A 17,258-nucleotide genomic window follows, 5' to 3' on the forward strand; every position below is an offset into this window, starting at 1 on the left:
TGAAGTGTGCACCGCTTTGAAGTGTGCACCGCTTTATGGAGGCAATGGATGAACCGCAGGATCAAGGCAACCGCCATCGCCGCACTCTCCTCCGTCGTGGCCGGCGCCGCGCTCATCGCCTGCGACGCACCCGTGTCGACCGCTGAGAAGGCCGAGCGCAAGACCGCCGGCAAGGTCACCGGAGAGGCCGAAGAGACCGCGGAGAAGAGCCTCGGGGACGAGGACCGGGACGGGGACCACTTCTCCGGCACCAAGAAGATCCGGGTCGGAAAGCACTCCGTGAACGTCTCCTGCTCGGGCGACGCAACGGAGGACAAGCCTCTCGTGATGCTGATGGCCGGCGGCGGCGACGGACTGGACACCATGGCCGGCCTGCAGAAGACACTGAGTGCGAAGTCCCGGGTCTGCTCCTACGACCGGCTCGGCGAGGGCAAGAGCGACAAGCCGAACGGAACCCAGACCATCGACGACAGCGCCAAGATCCTCACCGGTGTCCTCGACCGCCTCGCCGGTGACCGTTCCGTCGTGCTGGCCGGCCACTCGCTGGGCGGGTACATCGCCGCCCGGTACGCCCCCGACCACACGGACCGGATCAAGGGACTGGTGCTCATGGACGCCACCATTCCTGCCCTGACCGCAGGCATCTCGAAGGCGATCCCCGAGTCGGCCACTGGCATGGCGGCCGAACTGCGCGACCAGACCATCGCGGTCAACGAGGGCCAGAACCCTGAGAAGTTCATCATCGCCGACACGAAGGTCCGCTCCGCCGGGAAGATCCCGGTGCAGATCATCAAGCACGAGTCCCAGTACGCCGAGGTCCCCGAGTACGGGCCCGCGCTGGAAGAGATGTGGTCCAAGGGCCAGCAGCAGTGGCGCGCGCTGTCCTCCCGCAGCAAGCTCAGCACCGCCCCGGGGACCGGCCACTACATCCACGTCGACCGCCCCGACATCGCCGTCAAGGCCATCCAGCGCGTCACCGCAAAGGCCGCATAGGCCGCATAGGCCCCAGAGGCCCCAGAGGCCCCAGAGGCCGCACGGGCCGCCGGGAACAACCACCAGCCGGCGCTGTCCCCCACGGGAGCTACGCCCAAGTGCGCTCTGCGTGGTGACGACCCCGGACCGCGAAATCCCTAGCGTTTGTCCCGGCCGCGGCGCGCACGCCGACGGGCTTTTCCCGAAGTGATGAAGTAATTCAGAGGAATTTGAAGTAATTCAAAGGGGGTCTCATGAGGTTCATCTGGCAGCTTCTGGCCGTCGTGGCAATTTCGATCGCAGGCGGTCAGGGCCTTGCCGCGGTGGACGGAAATCCGTGGCTTCAACTGGTCGTCGGCAGCCTGGCCGCCGTACTCGCGATATTCGTCTACGGCTGGGTGGTGCGACGGACCGAGCACCGCCCGTCCACGGAAGTCGGACTGGAGGGCGCCGCCCCCGCGGTCGGCCAGGGCCTGCTGATCGGTGCCGCGATGTTCTCGGCCGTCATCGTGAACCTCTTCTCCTCCGGGCATTACGAGGTCGACGGCCTCGGATCGCCGACGGGCGCGGTGGGACTGTTCGGCTTCATGGCCGGCGCCGCCGTGACGGAGGAAGTCCTCTACCGGGGTGTGCTGTTCCGCATCGTCGAGGAACGCACCGGCACCTGGATCGCGCTGATCCTCACCGGCCTGCTCTTCGGCGCGTCGCACCTGCTCAACCCGAACGCGAGCCTCTGGGGCGCCTTCGCCATCGCGATCGAGGCCGGCGGCATGCTCACCGCCGCGTACGTCGCCACCCGCAGGCTGTGGGTGCCGATCGGCGTGCACTTCGGCTGGAACTTCGCCGCGTCCGGCATCTTCAGCACCGAGGTCTCCGGCAACGACACCCCGCAGGGCCTGCTGAACTCCTCGATGTCGGGCCCGGAACTGCTGACCGGCGGTGACTTCGGCCCGGAGGGCAGTGTGTACGCGATCCTGTTCGGCGTGCTCGTGACGATCGCGTTCATGTGGCTGGCCTACCGGCGCGGCCACGTGGTGCCCCGCCGACGCGCCGACCGGAACGACGACACCACTAGGCTCGTCCGGTGATCGCCCTCCGGAGAGCCTTCCTCCGCATCCGGCTCCGCCGGACCCCGGGCCAGTGGCTCCAGTTCGACGTGACGGCTTGGTACCTGGTCCTCGGCCCGCTGCTGCTGGCCGCGTCGTTCCTCCCCTCGCTGCAGAGCCACGGCACACAACTCGGCGGCGTCCCGAACCGGCCCTGGGACGGGCTGGCCGTAGTGGTCATCGCCCTGGAGAGCCTCCCGCTGATGATGTGCCGCCGATGGCCGGTGGCCTGCATGGCACTGGTGTCGGTGGGCTTCGCCCTGGACCAACTGCTCGGCTACCACTCGCTGGCCGGTACGGCGCTGGCCCTCGCGCTGCTGGGCGCCGGGTCCCGGGTGGAGCAGCACCGCCGCGCCACCGCCCTGGCCCTCTCCGTGGCGTACGTACCGCTGGCCGTCGTCCTCTCCCGGCTCGGCTCGGGCGAGTCGACGAGCGGGTTCGTGATGTTCTACGTGGCGACGGCCCTGGTCTGGGGTATGGGGGCGTGGCTGCGCGCCGCCCGCATCGCGGAAGCCGAACGTCGGCGCCATGTCGCCGAGGAGACCCGCACCGCCGAACGCACCCGTATCGCCCGCGAGTTGCACGACGTGGTGACCCACCATGTGACGGCGATGGTCGTGCAGACCGAAGCGGCCCGCTATCTGACCTCCGCTCCCGAGCGCCTCGAACAAGCCCTGACCGCCGTCTCGGAAACCGGCCGACAGGCCATCGGGGACCTACGGCACCTGCTCGACCTGCTCAACCCCGACCACAGCACGCGGCCGTCCGAGGACATGACTTCGCATGGCGGCAGCCTCGGCACCCTGGTGGAACAGACGCGCAGGGCGGGCCAGCCGGTGGAGTTCACCGAGGAGGGCACCCCGCCGGAATCCACCGGCAGCGCCCACCTGGTGGCCTACCGGGTGGTGCAGGAGGCCCTGACGAACGCCCTCAAGTACGCCCACGGCATTCGCACTTCGGTTATGGTGCGCCACGGCGACAAGGAGATAACCGTGGAAGTCACTACGGAGGCATCCGGCTCGCGGGCGACATCCCCCGGCGGCAGCGGACGCGGCCTGGCCGGGCTGCGGGAGCGGGTCGACGTCCTGGGTGGCGAGTTCAGCGCGGGTCGGCGCACGGGCGGCGGGTTCGTGGTGCGGGCGCGCATCCCCGCCAAGGCCCCCTCGTGACAGTGCCGATCCCGACAGCGCCGATCCGGGTCGTGGTCTGCGACGACCAACTACTGATCCGCACTGGGCTGGTGACGATCATCGACGCCCAGCCCGACATGGAGGTGGCCGGCGAGTGCGGCGACGGACAGGCCGCCGTCGATCTCGTCCGCCGGCTGCGTCCGGACGTCGTCGTGATGGACATCCGTATGCCGGGACTCGACGGTATCGGGGCCACCCGGCTGCTGGCCGGGTCCGGGGTGCCGCACCCCGCCAAGGTGCTCGTCGTGACGACGTTCAACCTCGACGAATACGTCTACGAGGCGCTGCGCGCCGGGGCCAGCGGGTTCCTGCTCAAGGACGCGCCGCCGGACCGGCTGCTGCACGGCATCCGCACCGTGGCCGTGGGCGCCGCCCTGCTGGACCCCGAGGTGACACGTCAACTGGTGGGCAAGTACGCCGCCCGTATCCGTCCCGCCGAGGACGGCCCGGCCCAGAACATTCCGCTGACCCCCCGCGAACTGGAGGTCCTGCGCCTGATCGCGGACGGCCTGTCCAACAGCGAGATCGCCGCGGCCCTGATGATCAGCCGGGAGACCGTCAAGACGTTCGTCTCCCGCATCCTCACCAAGCTCGGTCTCCGAGACCGCGTCCAGGCCGTCGTCTACGCCTACCGGCACGGGCTGGTGACCTGATGACCGTCGATGATCGGCGTCCGGGGCGGCATACGGCCGGGGCGTCTTCGTTCTGCGAGCCGCTGGTGCGCGGGTGGTTCATGCGCGTGGCCTGCTCCTGGCCACGGCCGTCGGCCGATCCGTGTCCGATCAGCTCCCTCGCGAACCGAACCCCCGTCGGCCACACTGAGTCCATGTAATACGTCGGCCGGGTGCCCGCCCCGCCGCCCGACCGGCTCATCGACGACATCTACTGCCTGACCGGGGTGCCGCGTCACCGCCGGATGAACATCCCGCCGATGCCGTCGGCGCATCTGTTCATCAACCTGGGTGGACCCGTCCGCCTGTGGGACTCCGTGCCTTCGGTGCCGCCGGCGGTGATCACCGATGGGTGGTTCATGGGCGTATGGACCCGGCGTTTCCTCGTTGCGAGTGAGCAGCCGGACCGATGGGTGCCGGTCGACGCCGTCTGGCAACGGTCTGTGGACCGGATCCGCAACCAGGTCGGCGACATCGCATCGGCCACCGAGACACTGCGCGTAGTGGAGGAGGAGCTGCGGTCGCGGCTTGCCGAGGCATCGTGCGCGGTCTCGGCCGATGTGTCTGCCTGCGAGTGCGAGAGGTTACGCGGCCTGCTGTGGGGGCCATGGCGGTCGGCGTTACGGGCGGTGATGGTTCCGCTGTCGCTGCAGGTTCTGTCACCGGGCGGGACGGTGAAGCCGAGCTGCTGGGCGAGAACGAGCTGAGCGGGCTTGTAGTCGGCCACCGCAATGCGCGATGGGTGGTTGACCCAGAGCGGGCCCGGTACGGCTGCGCGGAGCAGCCGGTCGAGGGACTGAGGGCCGTTCGTCAGGCGCGGGCCCTGGGGGCCGCGCCGACGAAGCGCGCCCCCTCGTCTGATTGCGCACTCGGTCAAAGACCATGCGCTCGCTGCCAATGCCTTCCGAGGAGGTGCGCGCAAGACTCGATAAGCCCCTCATACTCGGCCCCAGTCTGGAGGGATTGCACGGTGCGGATCGTCTTCGCCGACGGTGAATCCGAGCGAGAGTTGGAACTGCGGATCGGTCGGCCGGACGCGACGCTCGCCGACCTGGCAACAGTTCTGGGCATCCCCGCGAGCGCGCTGAGCGTCGACGGCCGGGTGGCGCCGCCGAGTACCGGGCTGTACGAGTCCGGTCTCGTCCACGGATCGCGGCTGGCCCGCGCGGGCTGGGGCTCCGCCACCGGACGTCGCGGGCCAGCCTCTGTCCTACGGGTGGTCGGGGGTCTGGAGGCAGGGGCCAGCATCCCCCTGCAGGTGGGCAGGACGGTCATCGGCCGTGGAGCCGAGGCGGACGTGCGAGTGGTGGGCACGGGGGTGTCGCGGCTGCATGCCGCAGTGGAGGTGTCGGTCGACGGTCAGGTGCTGATCACCGACCTGGGGTCGGCCAACGGCACCGACGTGGGCGGCGAAAGGATCTCCGGGACTGTCCGGGTCCAGTCGGACGACCTGATCTCGCTGGGCGGCGAAGTGCTGCTGCGTATCCTGCCGCCGGACCGCCTCGGTCCTGTGCAGCGAGTCAACCCGCTCCGGGAAGCGGGACCCAGCGGAACCCTGCCCTTCAATCGCGCGCCACGGGGTGGCAGGCCGGCCGACCCGCCGCGCATCGCCGTCCCTGCGCCGCCGCAGCACGCGGACAAGGCGCCCTTCAGCATTTCCAGCATGCTCGGCCCGCTGATCCTGGCCGCCGCGATCGTCGGCATGACCGGCGACATACGTTACGCGGCCATCGCGGCGCTCACCCCGTTGATGTTCGTGGCGAACTTCGCGGAAGAGCGCCTGCGCGGCAGGTTCGCTCTCCGCCGTGGCCTGCGTGAACACGCCGTTCGGGTCGCGGAGTTCGAAACGGAAATGACGGCTCGTCATGGCGCAGAGGTACGTATCCGTCGTACCGCCCATCCCGATCTCGCGGAGGTGGTCCACCGCGCGACGGCGCCGGGAGTCGCGCTCTGGGAGCGGCGCCCGGGCGCGCCGGATTTCCTCAAGGCGGTCGTCGGCTACGCCGACCTGCCCTGGGCTCCCCCGCAGGAGACCGAGTCCTCGGGGCCCGCTCCGGAGGTGGCGGAGATCCTGCGCGCGCGAAGCACCCTGCCACAGGTGCCGGTCGTGGTCGGCGTATCGGCCGGCGAGGCGGTGGGGTTGGAGGGGAACCGGCGGGCGTGTCTCGCCGTAGCGCGGTCCCTGCTGTGCCAGGCCGTGGTGGGCAGCGGGCCGGCGGATGTGACGGTGGCGGTGTTCACCGACCCGGACCGGCTCGCCGACTGGGACTGGACGAAGTGGCTGCCGCACGGCGCGGACGCGCAGTCCGGGACGACCCGGCTGGTGGCGGTCGGCCCTGAGCAGTCCGAGGCACTGGCCCGAAGCCTGCTGACCGCCGCGCCGCCGCGTACGGAGGACGGCCACGGACCGGTGCTTGTGGTGGTTGTGGACGGCGCCACCCTCCTCGAGGGCCGGCCCTGTCCGCTGCGCGATCTGCTCGCCGACGCCTCGGTGCGCTGCGCGGGGCTGGTGCTCACCACGCGGCTGCCCGCCCTGTGTACCTCGGTGGTCACCGCCCCGGCAGAGGGCGCCGGACAGGTACGTGACGTCGCCTCCGACGAGGTGGTACGGAATGTGCTGCTGAGCGGCATGCCGCTCGCCGAGGCACTCGCCACGGCCAGGGCGCTGGCGCGTTTCGAGGACCCGGAGCTGCGCATCGAAGGTGCGGGGCTGCCCGACCGGATCTCCTTGCTGCCGCTGCTCGACCTGCCGAAGGTGAACGGTGCGGCGGTCGGCGACCGCTGGCGGCAGCGGGCTCCGGAGCTGCGGGTGGGTGCCGTGCTCGGCGTCACCGAGCGGGACCTGTTCACCGTGGACCTCGACGACGACGGGCCGCACGCACTGATCGCCGGAACCACCGGCTCGGGCAAGAGCGAGCTGCTGCGCACGCTCATCGCGAGCATGGCCGTCGCCACCGACCCGGAACACCTGACCTTCGCCCTGGTGGACTACAAGGGCGGTGGTGCCCTCGACGAGTGCACCGAACTGCCGCACACCGTCGGCCTGGTGACCGACCTCGACGAGCAACTGAGCGAACGTGCCCTGCGCTGTCTGGACGCCGAGCTCCGCCACCGCGAACGCCTGCTGCGCGAGGTGAGCCTGAGCCACATCCGCGACTACCAGCGGCTGCGCGACACCGGGCGCCAGGACCTGGAGCCCATGCCCCGGCTGGCCGTAGTGATCGACGAGTTCGCCACCCTGGTCAAGGCCCTGCCGGACTTCGTGGACTCACTGGTGAGCATCGCGCAGCGCGGACGCACCCTCGGCGTTCACTTGATCATGGCCACGCAGCGACCCGCGGGATCGGTGAACGACGCCATCAAGAACAACGTCAAACTGCGTATCGCACTGCGCCTGGAGAGCACCGGCGACTCGCAGGACGTCATCGACAACCCGGCCGCCGCAGGTATCGGCACCCGGCAGTGGGGACGCGCCTACTACCGGCTCAGTGCACGGGAGGTGCTGCCGGTGCAGACCGCGCTGTCCACCGGCGTCACCCCGGAGGCCGAGGTGACCGCCCCGGTGACGGCCGCGCCATACCTGCTCGGTCTGAGGTTCGACGATTCGGCCACGACTGCAGAGAACGGCGAGACCGACCTGCGGCGGCTGGTCACGGCCGCGCGGGAGGCGGCCACGCTCGCCGGATTCGACGCGCCGCGGCGCCCCTGGCCCGACCCACTGCCCGCCGTCGTACACCGTACGGAGCTCCCGGCCGTGGCCGAGCGCGGCCTGCACACCGAGATCGAAGGGCTGCCCGCGTGGGCGCTGGCCGATGACCCGGACCGCCAGCGGCAGTACGCCGTCGGCTGGGACCCAGCCGCGGGCAACATCCTGATCTACGGCGCAGGCGGCTCGGGCACATCAAGCGCGCTGGCCGCGCTCGCCCTGACCCTGGCCGACGCCACACCGCCCGACCGCCTGCACCTGTTCGCCCTCGACCTGGGCGCGGGCGACCTCGCCCCGCTGGCCGAACTCCCGCACACCGGTGCCCACATCGGCTCAGCCGAGCGCGAACGCCAGACCCGCCTGATCAAACTCCTCCGCCGCGAACTGGATGCCCGCAAGGCACAGGGCCCCTCGGAGTTCTCAGACTGGCTGGTCCTCCTGGACAACCTCGGCGCCCTCCTCTCGGACTTCGACAAGGACGTCGCGGGCATGAACCTCATCGACGAACTCGCCCGCGTCTACGCCGACGGCCCCGCGGTCGGCATCCGCTTCGCAGTGAGCGCCGACCGCTCGGGAGCGGTGCCCTCGCCCTGGTCGGCCCTGACCCAGACGAAACTGCTGCTCCGCCTGGCCGACCCGGGCGAGTACGGCTACTTCGACGTGCCGCGCGGCTCGGTCCCCACGTATGTCCCCGGGCGGGCCCTGGTCGCCGCCAACCGGCAGGTCATCCAGATCGGTTGGGCGGGGGAGGACCTGGCTGCGGCGGTGGAGGAGAGCGCGGGGCGGTGGCCGGGCGCGATGCGCAGCGCCCCCGCAGTGGGCCTGCTGCCCACCGAAGTGAGCGTGACGGCACTCACCGCGCCGGTATCCACGGACACCGACCCCTGGTGGATCCCGATCGGCCTGAACTCGGAGACGCTCGACTGCGCGGGCCTGCGCTTCTACGAACACGAACACGCTCTGATCGCGGGGCCGCAGAGGTCGGGGCGGAGTACGGCGCTGTGCACGATCGCCCGCCTGGCGCTGACGTCCCGGGCCGTCCCACCGGCGGTCGTGGCCTTCGCGCCGCGACGCTCCCCGCTGCGGGAGGTGCCCGGTCTGACAGCCTCCGTGGCGACGTACGACGCCCTGGAGGAGACGCTGTTCACGTCTCCTTCGGCCGGACCGACCCTCCTGCTGGTGGACGACGCGGAGGCGGTGGAGGACGAACTCGGTGTCTTGGAACGGTGGTTGGCGGCTCCGCCTCCCGGCAGCCACCTGATCGCGGCGGGCCGCGCCGACTCGCTGCGTCGTGCCTTCGGTCACTGGACGCAGAAGGTTCGCGAGAGCCGCTGCGGAGTGCTGCTCTGCCCGGACCACGATCTGGACGGCGACCTGCTCGGCACCGAACTCCCGCGCCACGACCGGATGCAGGCGCTGCCGGGCCGTGGCTATCTGGTCGTGGATGGGGTGGCAGGGGGATTGCAGGTGGCCCAGTGAGCTGGTGCCGCGCAGTGCACGCAGGACCAACCACAGTGCGCCTGAGGTCAATGACACCTGGCGGCACGGGAGCTGACAATTCCTTGTGTGATCCACACAGGGGCCACGCTGGGGGAAAAGACGGATGCCACCCGAGTACGACTATGACGCGGCCGATCAGCTGAGCCGGGCACTAAAGCAGTGCATCGAGAGGATCGACTGGTTTCTGTGGCTTCGCAACGGGCGGCGCAAGGCGCTCCTGAGCACTCCGCACAGCGACAACTGGCAGGGCGCGAAACGCAATCACTACGAACGCGACTTCGCCCGCCAGCAAGCGGCCCTGCGTGACCTCATGGACGAGGCTCGCCGGCTTCATGCGCGGGTGGGCCAGGCCACCGAGCAGGCCCGCGCCCAGCATGCGCAGCAGAAGAATTAAGGGGTGGGGCGCATGGCGACGGTCTCGGCAATTCCGGAGCACCTCTACGCGTACGCGGACCACTGCACGCGTGGGGCAGAACAACTGCAGACGTGGGTCCGCGCGGTCCTGACCCCCGCATTGCGGGCGTACGAGAGCGGCGGCGGGACTTCGTGCTCCGGTCTCGACTCCGCCTTGGCGCGGGAGATTGCCGCGGCGTTCTACACGGACCGGGACGTGCGGACGGTGGGGCAGGCGTTCATGGAGGTGAACGGGGCCAACGTCCGGAAACCCACCATGCCGATCTCCGTCCAGGAGAAGTCCGTCAACGCCGTCTTCCAGCGGTTGCAGGCGCAGTACGTGAACCAGGCACGGATGGACGCGGGCGCCGCGCTCGCGAAACGCATGGAGAAGAACCCGGGCAGCGTCAACCTCAAGGAAATCACCGACGAGCTGGCCCGGCATGCCAACGACCCGTATTTCAACGCGGGGTTCTTCAACGGCCTCGAGCGGCGCCAGATCGAGCGGATGATGTCCGACCCCACCGGAATTCAAGCGCTCGTGAGCGCGTTCGCGAGTGGTGCGGTCAGCAAGGGCACGGCCGACAGCGTTGCTCAAGGGCTGGGTTGGCTCGCGGTCGACACTCGGTTCCCGGTGAACGTGGACCACTACTTCATCACGCCGGCCGAGCAGACGGCGTTTCTCAAAGGGCTGCTTGCCAATCCGGCGGCCTCCGCCCAGTTCGCCTACCACATGGACGACCCCGAGTTCCGGTCGCTCTGGGACGGTTCGGCGTCGCAGAACCCGGAACTGCGTCCCCTCCTGATGCAGATTCTGAAGACGCATCCGTCGTGGCCCCCCGGCGATACCCCCGCCACCCCCGCGAACCTCTCCTGGGAACTCCGGTTCGCGAACAACCTGCCCTACCCGTCCGTGGCTCCGCACGGTGTGGATCGCAACGGAAAGCCCTACTCCCGTGACGAACTGGCCGTGTTGAGCTGGATCGAGTTCCACAAGGACACGATTCTCCAGGAGGCTCGTGCGCGGAACATCGACCCGAAGGCCATTGTCGCAGCCATAGCATGGGAGGCGCTTCACAACAAGGGAAACCAGGCGGTACGCGCCTTCAGAGGGCAGCTTCCTGCTGTACCTCCGCTCAACTATCACCAGTCGATGGGGCCAGGAAAGGTCCACATTGACTCCGAGGTCGCGGCGGATGTTGAGGGGGAACTTCTTCCCCGGCAAGGGAATCTAGGTCGTCAGGACGTCCTGACCACGTCCGACGGTTCGATCCGGTATATCGCCGCAATCCTTGCGAAATACGCTGCGGTGACGGAAGATTTCCAGAATCGTCCGTCCATTCGGCAGAACGTTCCGGTGCTCGTCAACCTGTACCAGGGCAGCGACTTCGACAGATGGCGGAGTTGGCTGAGCAACCCCCGGAATAGGCAATACGAAGCCCTTAATGAAATGGGCCTGTGGGCTCAGTCCCCCGAGGGTCGCCGCCTCCTGGACGACTCCCTGCGGCTATGGGGTCAGCCGTAGCCCGCATCGGCGCCGCCGCACCCAAGCCCTCGATCAACAACCGCGAACTACGCGAGAAATACCCGACGAATCAGGAGCGACATCACCATGTCAGGCACAGTAAAGGTAGACGACGCCGCGCACGCCGCGAGCCGCAAGTTCCTCGGCATCATCAACGGCGGACTCCAGCAGTCCATCGGCCAGCTCTCCTCCGCCGGAAACATCCTCAGCGACCAGAGCCACTGGGACGGCAAGCACGCCGCCGAGTTCCGGACGGCATGGCATGGTGCTCAGGCCGACCTGAACAAGATCAAGCAGTCCCTTGAGGAATTCCAGAGGAAGTTCGACACGATCCTGCGGAACATCTCCCAAGCCGGCGGCAACGCCTGACCCGAATCCGCCGAGGAACGTACAGCCATACTCCCTAGGAATCTCCCATGCCTGAGCTGGACCCGGCGCACCCCTGGACCGGAGAGCTGACCACCGCCGATCTCGCCAGGCTCGGCGCGGAGTCACTGCGTCGCGCGGATCCCGTGGTGATCGGGCCGTACCGGGTGCTCGCCCGGCTCGGCGGCGGGGGCATGGGGCGGCAGTACCTCGCGCGGGAGGCGGATGCGGATGCCGAAGCGGGCGGAGCCGCCTATGGCGCCGGAAATCTGGTGGCCGTCAAGGTGATCCGGCCCGAGCACGCCGAGGACGAACGGTTCCGGCGCCGCTTCGAGCGGGAAGTGGAGGCCGTACGACGGGTGCACGGGCGGTACACCGCCGCACTGCTCGGCTCGGGTTTCGACGACGAGGAGCAGCTGTGGATGGCGACCGCCTACGTCCCTGGCCTCGGCCTCGACGACGCCGTGCGGCGCTTCGGCCCGCTCCCCGCCCCCGTCGTGTGGCGTCTTGCCGCCGAAATCGGCGAGGCGGTCGCCACCATCGCCGCCACCGGCATCGTGCACCGTGACCTGAAGCCGTCCAATGTGCTGCTCGGCGCGGACGGGGCGCGGGTCATCGACTTCGGTGTCGCCCACACCGCCGACGCCAGTGCGCTCACCATGACCGGCCAGCAGGTGGGCACCCCGGCCTTCATGTCTCCCGAGCAGGGGAACGGGCGGGAGGCCGGGACCCCTTCCGATGTGTTCTCGCTCGGGTCCGTACTGGCCCACGCGGCAACCGGACGGGCACCGTTCGGCGAGGGGGCCACCCTCGAAGTCATCCACCGGGTGGTGTACTCGCCGCCGAGCCAAGAGGTGCTCGACGCGCTCGCCCAGACCGCACCGGCCCTCGCCGAACTGGTCGGCCGCTGCCTGGAGAAGGACCCTGCCCAGCGACCCAGCCCTCAGGAAGTGATCGACACCGCGCGTGCGCACGCCCCGGCGCAGGAGTGGCCGCGACCGCTGGTCGAACTGATCGAGTCCCGCAGCGGCTGGAGCGGCCACGCGGCAGCCGTGTCGCCCATGGACCAACTGACCGTTCTCCGGCGCGGAGCACCGGAGCCCACGGTCGCACCGGGCACGCCGCGCAAGCGTCGGCGCGGCCTCGCTTGGGGCGCCGCAGCGTGTGTGGTCGCGGTGGCCGCGGGAGTGTTCTACTTCGTCGGGCCCGGATCGGAATCCTCGTCATCGAGCGAGGCCGCGCGGCCGGGTTCTTCCGCCACGGCTACGGGGTCGTCCGACGGCGACTCTAAGAACCCTTCCCCGGACAAGCCGTCGGCCTCCGGCTCCAACTCCAACTCCGGCTCCGGCTCGGACGAGAAGGACCCGCCGGGACAGAATGACCCGTCGTCCGGCAACCTGCCCGACGACAACCCACCCGGTGACAGCGATGGCGGCAGCGAGGGCGATCCCGGAGACGACACCCCCGCACCCGCACCGCCCCCGCAGGATCCGCCCGACGTCACCGCCGCCCCGGCCGATCCGGGCCCGTCCGACCCGCCGGCCCGGCCGTGGGACTCCTGCCGGTTCTACTCGGGCACAGCGCTCACCCTGTATGGCCACAAGGGAGACCGTGTCCGCCAGGTGCAGTGCATCCTGAAGGCTCGCGGGTACGACATCGGCCCCAGCGGTGTCGACGGGGATTTCGGCGTCGACACGCAGTCGGCGGTCAAGAGGTTCCAGCAGAACCACAACCTCCACGCCGACGGCAAGGTAGGCGAGGACACCTGGCCGGCGCTCCGCGGCTGAGCCGCTACAGACACGTCCACCGCTTGCGGTATTCGCCGGGCGCGAGCCCATACGCCTTCTTGAAGGCCCGGCTGAACACCGCCGCGTCCTCAAAGCCCCACCGCACCCGGATCAAGCCCACGCTCTGCCCCGCGAGACAGGGGTTGGTCAGGTCGGCCCGGCAGCGTTCCAGCCGACGCGCGCGGATGAATCCGCAGACCGTCCGCTTGTCCTGCTGGAAGAGGTGATGCAGGTACCGGACCGAGATGTGGTGGGCCGCGGCGATCACCGCCGGAGACAGATCCGGGTCCTTCAGATGACGGTCGATGTACCTGGTGATCTCCTGGAGGAGAGCCGCCTGCCGCAGCAGCGACGACCCGAGGGTCCGCACGTCGGTGACGCTGGTGAGGAACGCGGCCACGAGGTCGACCACCGCCCGCCCCAGCCACGCCGCTTGCGGGGGCTTGATCGCCGCCTTCTGCCCTGCGAGCTCCTCGACGAAGCGTGCAAGGAGAGCCGCTGCCCCGGTCTCGGACGGCACGGGTCGTGCTACCAGGCCCCGCAGCACCTGATGGGGCACTGGTAACGCACTTTCCGGCAAGTGCAGGACCAATGCCCGGGACGGCTCTTCCTCTTCGACAGCCGCCGCGTCGAACGGCTCCGATGGGTCCCACAGCACCAAGTCGCCGGGCGCCAGGCGGGTGGCGTCGGAACTCTTTCCCAGCACCAGCGGCTCCTCGGACACCAGGGCCAGCTGCCAGGTCTGCGAATCGCGGTACTGGGCGGGTCCACCGGTGCGTGCTGGGGGCAGTGCGGACAGCGCGGGGAAACGCAGCACCGACATCCACACCGGCCCCAACTCCAGCTCGTTCCCGTGGCCTTGACGACCACAGTCTCCTGCCCGTACGGCCCCTGGCTGTGGTGATCGCAATTGCAAGACCATGAGCGGTGCTACCTCTCCCCAGGAACTCGGGTCTTCCAGCGCGACATGTCGTTCGCTTCAGCGCACTTGAATGACGCTGAGGCCTTCCCTCTCTCCGGTTGCGCCCAATGAAGCCGGGGCAAGCTACACAGCAGGGCAATCCTTGCGACCGTGGCACGGTGCTGTCTTGAAGAAATTCGCAAATGCAGTGGGTTGAGGCGCCCGGTCCGGCATCGGTGGGCCTCACCCGGGGAACCGGAAGCTGGTGACCTGGCCGTGGATCCGGTCATTCGTCAGCGGATTGGCGGGCACGGGCATACGTGCGGCCAGGAGGCGGGATGGCGGGAAGCCGGTCATCTTCCGTACCTCCCGGCTCATGTGTGCCTGGTCGGAGAAGCCACAGGCCAGTGCCGCCTCGGCCGCTGTACGGCCTCCTCCGAGCAGCCGCAGTACCCGACGCAGCCGCATGATGCGGGCAACAGCCTTGGGCGGAAGGCCGATCTGCTGCAGGAACCGGTTCTCGAACTGCCGCAGTCCCCATCCCGTCTGCGCGGCCAGGTGACGAATGGGGATGGTCCCCGCTGAGCGGTGCAGCTCGTACCACGCCCACACCACGCGCGGTGAGCAGGCGGGGCCTTGGTCCGACCACATTCCCAGAGTGGTGTCGAGCAGCCGGAATCGATGTTCCCAGTCCGGCAGGCAAGCCAATGAGTCGGTCAGCCGGCCAACGCGGCTACCGACCAGCTCGGCCGGATCGATGATGCGCTCGGCCCACTCGTGCATGGCGACCCCGAGGAGGGTGTACGCGGCCCATGGGGCAAGCACGATCTCCATCCCGTACAGGCTGCCGCTGTGCTCGCCGAGTGTCGCCCGCGTGCGTAGTGCGGAGAGCAGGGAGCCACGGGGCTCTCCGGACAGCGATCTGTCCGGCCCGTCGATGATGTCGGTGACCCGCAGCTGGTGTTCGAAGCCGAGCACCAGCGTCACAGCCCCGTCGGGGACTTCCAGCCGCTTTCTCGGCTTGCCCAACGACAGGCGGTACCCGCGGTATTGGACAACCCCTGGACGTAATCGCTGATCAGGCTGTTCCCACGCCAGCTCCAAGCCACTTTCCGGCTCTGAGAAGTAACGCACTGCTCACCTCCACACCAAGGATGGGCGGAAGCTTGAAGAATGGGTGCCGGAAATACGGCCGTTGTCAAAGAGCTTTCGGGACGGCACCGTGCTGTGTGGTCATGCGCCCCGCTGGGTGAGGGCGGTGGCGGCGTGCCACCGTGGGGCTCCTCTCCCGCCTCGGCGAGGCGGATCGCACGTTCCGCGCGAACGGTCGCCTTCCGATAGCGCCGTTCCCCGGTCGGCTGCATCGAAGGATGTACGACGGTTTCGTCCGGCCGCACGACGATCGCCCCGCAAAGCGCCGAGAACCTGGAGGTATGCCCAACAGCCTCCGCGCGTCCAAGGACGCCGTGTCCGCCTCCCTTGCCTCCGCACCGGCCCGGCTGCCACTGCTCGACGTACTCCGCGGCGCGGCGATTCTCGGCACGCTCATGACGAACGTGTGGATCTTTGCGACGCCCGGCTCCGAGTGGGCGTTTCTGCAGGGTGTGCCCATGCCGGATCCGGTTGATGAGCCTGTCGAGGCGCTCTTCCGGTTTCTCGCGGACGGGAAGTTTCTGTCGCTGCTGACGATCCTGTTCGGTGTTGGGCTGGCCATCCAGTACGACTCCGCCGCCCGCCGGGGCACTCCGTGGCCGCGCGGATATCGGTCCCGTGCGCTGTTTCTGTTCGCCGAAGGCACCCTGCACTTCGTGCTGGTCTTCGGCTTCGACGTGCTGATGGGATACGCCCTTACCGCTTTGCTGGTCGCCCGGTTGCTGGCGCGTTCCGATCGGGTTCGGCGGGTGGTGATGTGGGCGTCGGTGAGTCTGCATGTGGTGCTGATGTCGCTGATCACCCTCGCCCTCCTGGCCGATCCCTCCGAAAGCTCCGGAAATGGGGTGTCCGAAGCCGCCGTCGACGTGTACGCGCACGGCAGCTGGGCCGATCAGATTTCCTTCCGGCTCGAGAATGCTTTCGCCCTTCGGATAGAGCCGGTGATCTCCTTCGGGCTGCTGGTCCTTCTGTTTCTGCTCGGGGTTCGGCTGCATCGTGCCGGCGCGTTCGCGGCGGGCGACGTCGGGCGGCGGCTGCGGTCTCGGATGGCGGTGTGGGGGTTGGGGCTGGGGCTTCCGTTCAACGCGGCCTTGTGGCTGGGGGGCGAGGAGTTCTTCTTTCTCGGGCGGTATGTCGCCGCTCCGGTGGTCGCCCTCGGGTATATGGGGCTGATCGGTGTCCTTCTGGACCGCGGGTGGGTCCCGGAATTCGTCACCCGCGGGCTGTCCTCCGTCGGGCGTACGGCCCTGTCCTGCTACGTCCTCCAGAACCTGCTGTGCATGCTCGCCTGCTACGGGCTCGGCCTCGGGCTCGCCGAGCGCTTTGCGGACAGTGGGCCCTGGTGGGTGATGGGACTGTGGGGAGCTGTCTGTGTCCTGCTCGTCGTCGGGTCGACTCTCTGGCTGCGGCGGTTCTCCCATGGGCCGCTGGAGTCCGTGCAGCGCAAGGCTCTGCGTCGTCGCTGAGCCGGTGCGGTGGGGACCGTGGCATGTCACTGTCGCGGCGTGGAGAACGATGACATCGAGCGAGTCCTCGCCGCCCGGGACGCGCCCGTCGCCGACCTCGGGCGTGAGACCTGCGCCCTCATCCTGCGGCTGTTCCCCGACGCCGTCGTCACCGTCGACGGGAACGACATCGCCAAGGCGCACATCACCCTCGGTTTCGCCGGGGGCGCGAGCCTGCCCGATCCGGCGGGGCTGATGGAGGGGCGCGGGCCGAGCTGCGGCAGCTCATCCACAGTGCGCTTGCGCGAGGCCGTGCGTAAGTACCGTAATTGCGTTCGTTCGCACTCCGGTTGGCCCCACAGCCACGGCGAGTACGCGACCCGCACGGTGACCGTCGCCGCGCGTGGCACCCTCCGGCTCACGACCGCCTCATCCGCGCGCAGCACCCTGGCCGGGGGAGTGGCCAGCGGGGTTGAGTCGGTGACGCGGTAGATCTGCCAGTCGGCGTCGTGCCAGACCGGGCGCAGCCACTTGGTCGCTCAGG

Annotated in this window: 14 protein-coding genes; 12 read left to right on the forward strand and 2 right to left on the reverse strand. The window is 69.2% G+C overall.

The genetic code is table 11. The annotated features are described in order from the left end of the window. Positions 1 to 48: 48 nt before the first annotated feature. The 10 genes from KCH48_RS28035 (at position 49) to KCH48_RS28080 (ending at position 13,216) form a co-directional block, all read left to right on the forward strand. Positions 49 to 993, forward strand: a complete 945-nt coding sequence (locus KCH48_RS28035; RefSeq protein WP_210577669.1) for an alpha/beta fold hydrolase — start codon at positions 49 to 51, stop codon at positions 991 to 993. A 233-nt stretch (positions 994 to 1,226) separates the two neighbouring features. Further along, complete coding sequence (locus KCH48_RS28040) at positions 1,227 to 2,060, forward strand: CPBP family intramembrane glutamic endopeptidase (protein WP_210577670.1); 834 nt, start codon at positions 1,227 to 1,229, stop codon at positions 2,058 to 2,060. A 26-nt stretch (positions 2,061 to 2,086) separates the two neighbouring features. Next, positions 2,087 to 3,247 carry a sensor histidine kinase gene (locus KCH48_RS28045; RefSeq protein ID WP_374104720.1) on the forward strand — a complete coding sequence of 387 codons (1,161 nt, stop codon included), beginning with the start codon at positions 2,087 to 2,089 and terminating at the stop codon, positions 3,245 to 3,247. Then, positions 3,244 to 3,921 (forward strand): response regulator transcription factor, encoded by a 678-nt coding sequence (locus KCH48_RS28050; RefSeq protein ID WP_307840966.1) that lies wholly within the window; start codon positions 3,244 to 3,246, stop codon positions 3,919 to 3,921. The genes KCH48_RS28045 and KCH48_RS28050 overlap by 4 nt, the downstream gene beginning before the upstream one ends. A 191-nt stretch (positions 3,922 to 4,112) precedes the next feature. After that, on the forward strand, positions 4,113 to 4,646 hold the full coding sequence (locus KCH48_RS28055) for a hypothetical protein (RefSeq protein ID WP_246886012.1): 534 nt from the start codon (positions 4,113 to 4,115) through the stop codon (positions 4,644 to 4,646). A 263-nt stretch (positions 4,647 to 4,909) separates the two neighbouring features. Continuing rightward, positions 4,910 to 9,124: an FtsK/SpoIIIE domain-containing protein gene (locus tag KCH48_RS28060; protein WP_210577671.1), complete on the forward strand. Its 4,215-nt coding sequence runs from the start codon at positions 4,910 to 4,912 to the stop codon at positions 9,122 to 9,124. Positions 9,125 to 9,248: 124 nt separating this feature from the next. Further along, the gene (locus KCH48_RS28065; protein WP_210577672.1) at positions 9,249 to 9,539 is read left to right on the forward strand and encodes a hypothetical protein; all 291 of its coding nucleotides are present in this window, start codon (positions 9,249 to 9,251) and stop codon (positions 9,537 to 9,539) included. Between the two features lie 12 nt (positions 9,540 to 9,551). Next, positions 9,552 to 11,063: a hypothetical protein gene (locus KCH48_RS28070; protein WP_210577673.1), complete on the forward strand. Its 1,512-nt coding sequence runs from the start codon at positions 9,552 to 9,554 to the stop codon at positions 11,061 to 11,063. Positions 11,064 to 11,150: 87 nt separating this feature from the next. Then, the gene (locus tag KCH48_RS28075; protein ID WP_210577674.1) at positions 11,151 to 11,432 is read left to right on the forward strand and encodes a hypothetical protein; all 282 of its coding nucleotides are present in this window, start codon (positions 11,151 to 11,153) and stop codon (positions 11,430 to 11,432) included. Between the two features lie 47 nt (positions 11,433 to 11,479). Beyond that, entirely contained in the window at positions 11,480 to 13,216 is a 1,737-nt protein-coding gene (locus KCH48_RS28080) for a serine/threonine-protein kinase (RefSeq protein WP_210577675.1), read from the forward strand. Positions 13,217 to 13,220: 4 nt separating this feature from the next. Here KCH48_RS28080 and KCH48_RS28085 read toward each other — a convergent pair whose 3' ends face one another. Next, positions 13,221 to 14,039: a helix-turn-helix domain-containing protein gene (locus tag KCH48_RS28085; RefSeq protein WP_210577676.1), complete on the reverse strand. Its 819-nt coding sequence runs from the start codon at positions 14,037 to 14,039 to the stop codon at positions 13,221 to 13,223. Between the two features lie 321 nt (positions 14,040 to 14,360). Then, the gene (locus tag KCH48_RS28090) at positions 14,361 to 15,146 is read right to left on the reverse strand and encodes a helix-turn-helix domain-containing protein (RefSeq protein WP_210577677.1); all 786 of its coding nucleotides are present in this window, start codon (positions 15,144 to 15,146) and stop codon (positions 14,361 to 14,363) included. A gap of 404 nt (positions 15,147 to 15,550) precedes the next feature. On the opposite strand from KCH48_RS28090, the gene KCH48_RS28095 reads away from it, so the two are divergent. Then, positions 15,551 to 16,735 carry a DUF418 domain-containing protein gene (locus tag KCH48_RS28095; protein WP_246885983.1) on the forward strand — a complete coding sequence of 395 codons (1,185 nt, stop codon included), beginning with the start codon at positions 15,551 to 15,553 and terminating at the stop codon, positions 16,733 to 16,735. 39 nt (positions 16,736 to 16,774) lie between these two features. Then, a complete protein-coding gene (locus tag KCH48_RS28100; protein ID WP_210577679.1) occupies positions 16,775 to 17,206 on the forward strand; it encodes a hypothetical protein in 432 nt (143 codons plus the stop codon). The last annotated feature ends 52 nt before the right edge of the window (positions 17,207 to 17,258 follow it).

The organism is Streptomyces sp. GESEQ-4, from assembly GCF_017948455.1.
Classification (GTDB): domain Bacteria; phylum Actinomycetota; class Actinomycetes; order Streptomycetales; family Streptomycetaceae; genus Streptomyces.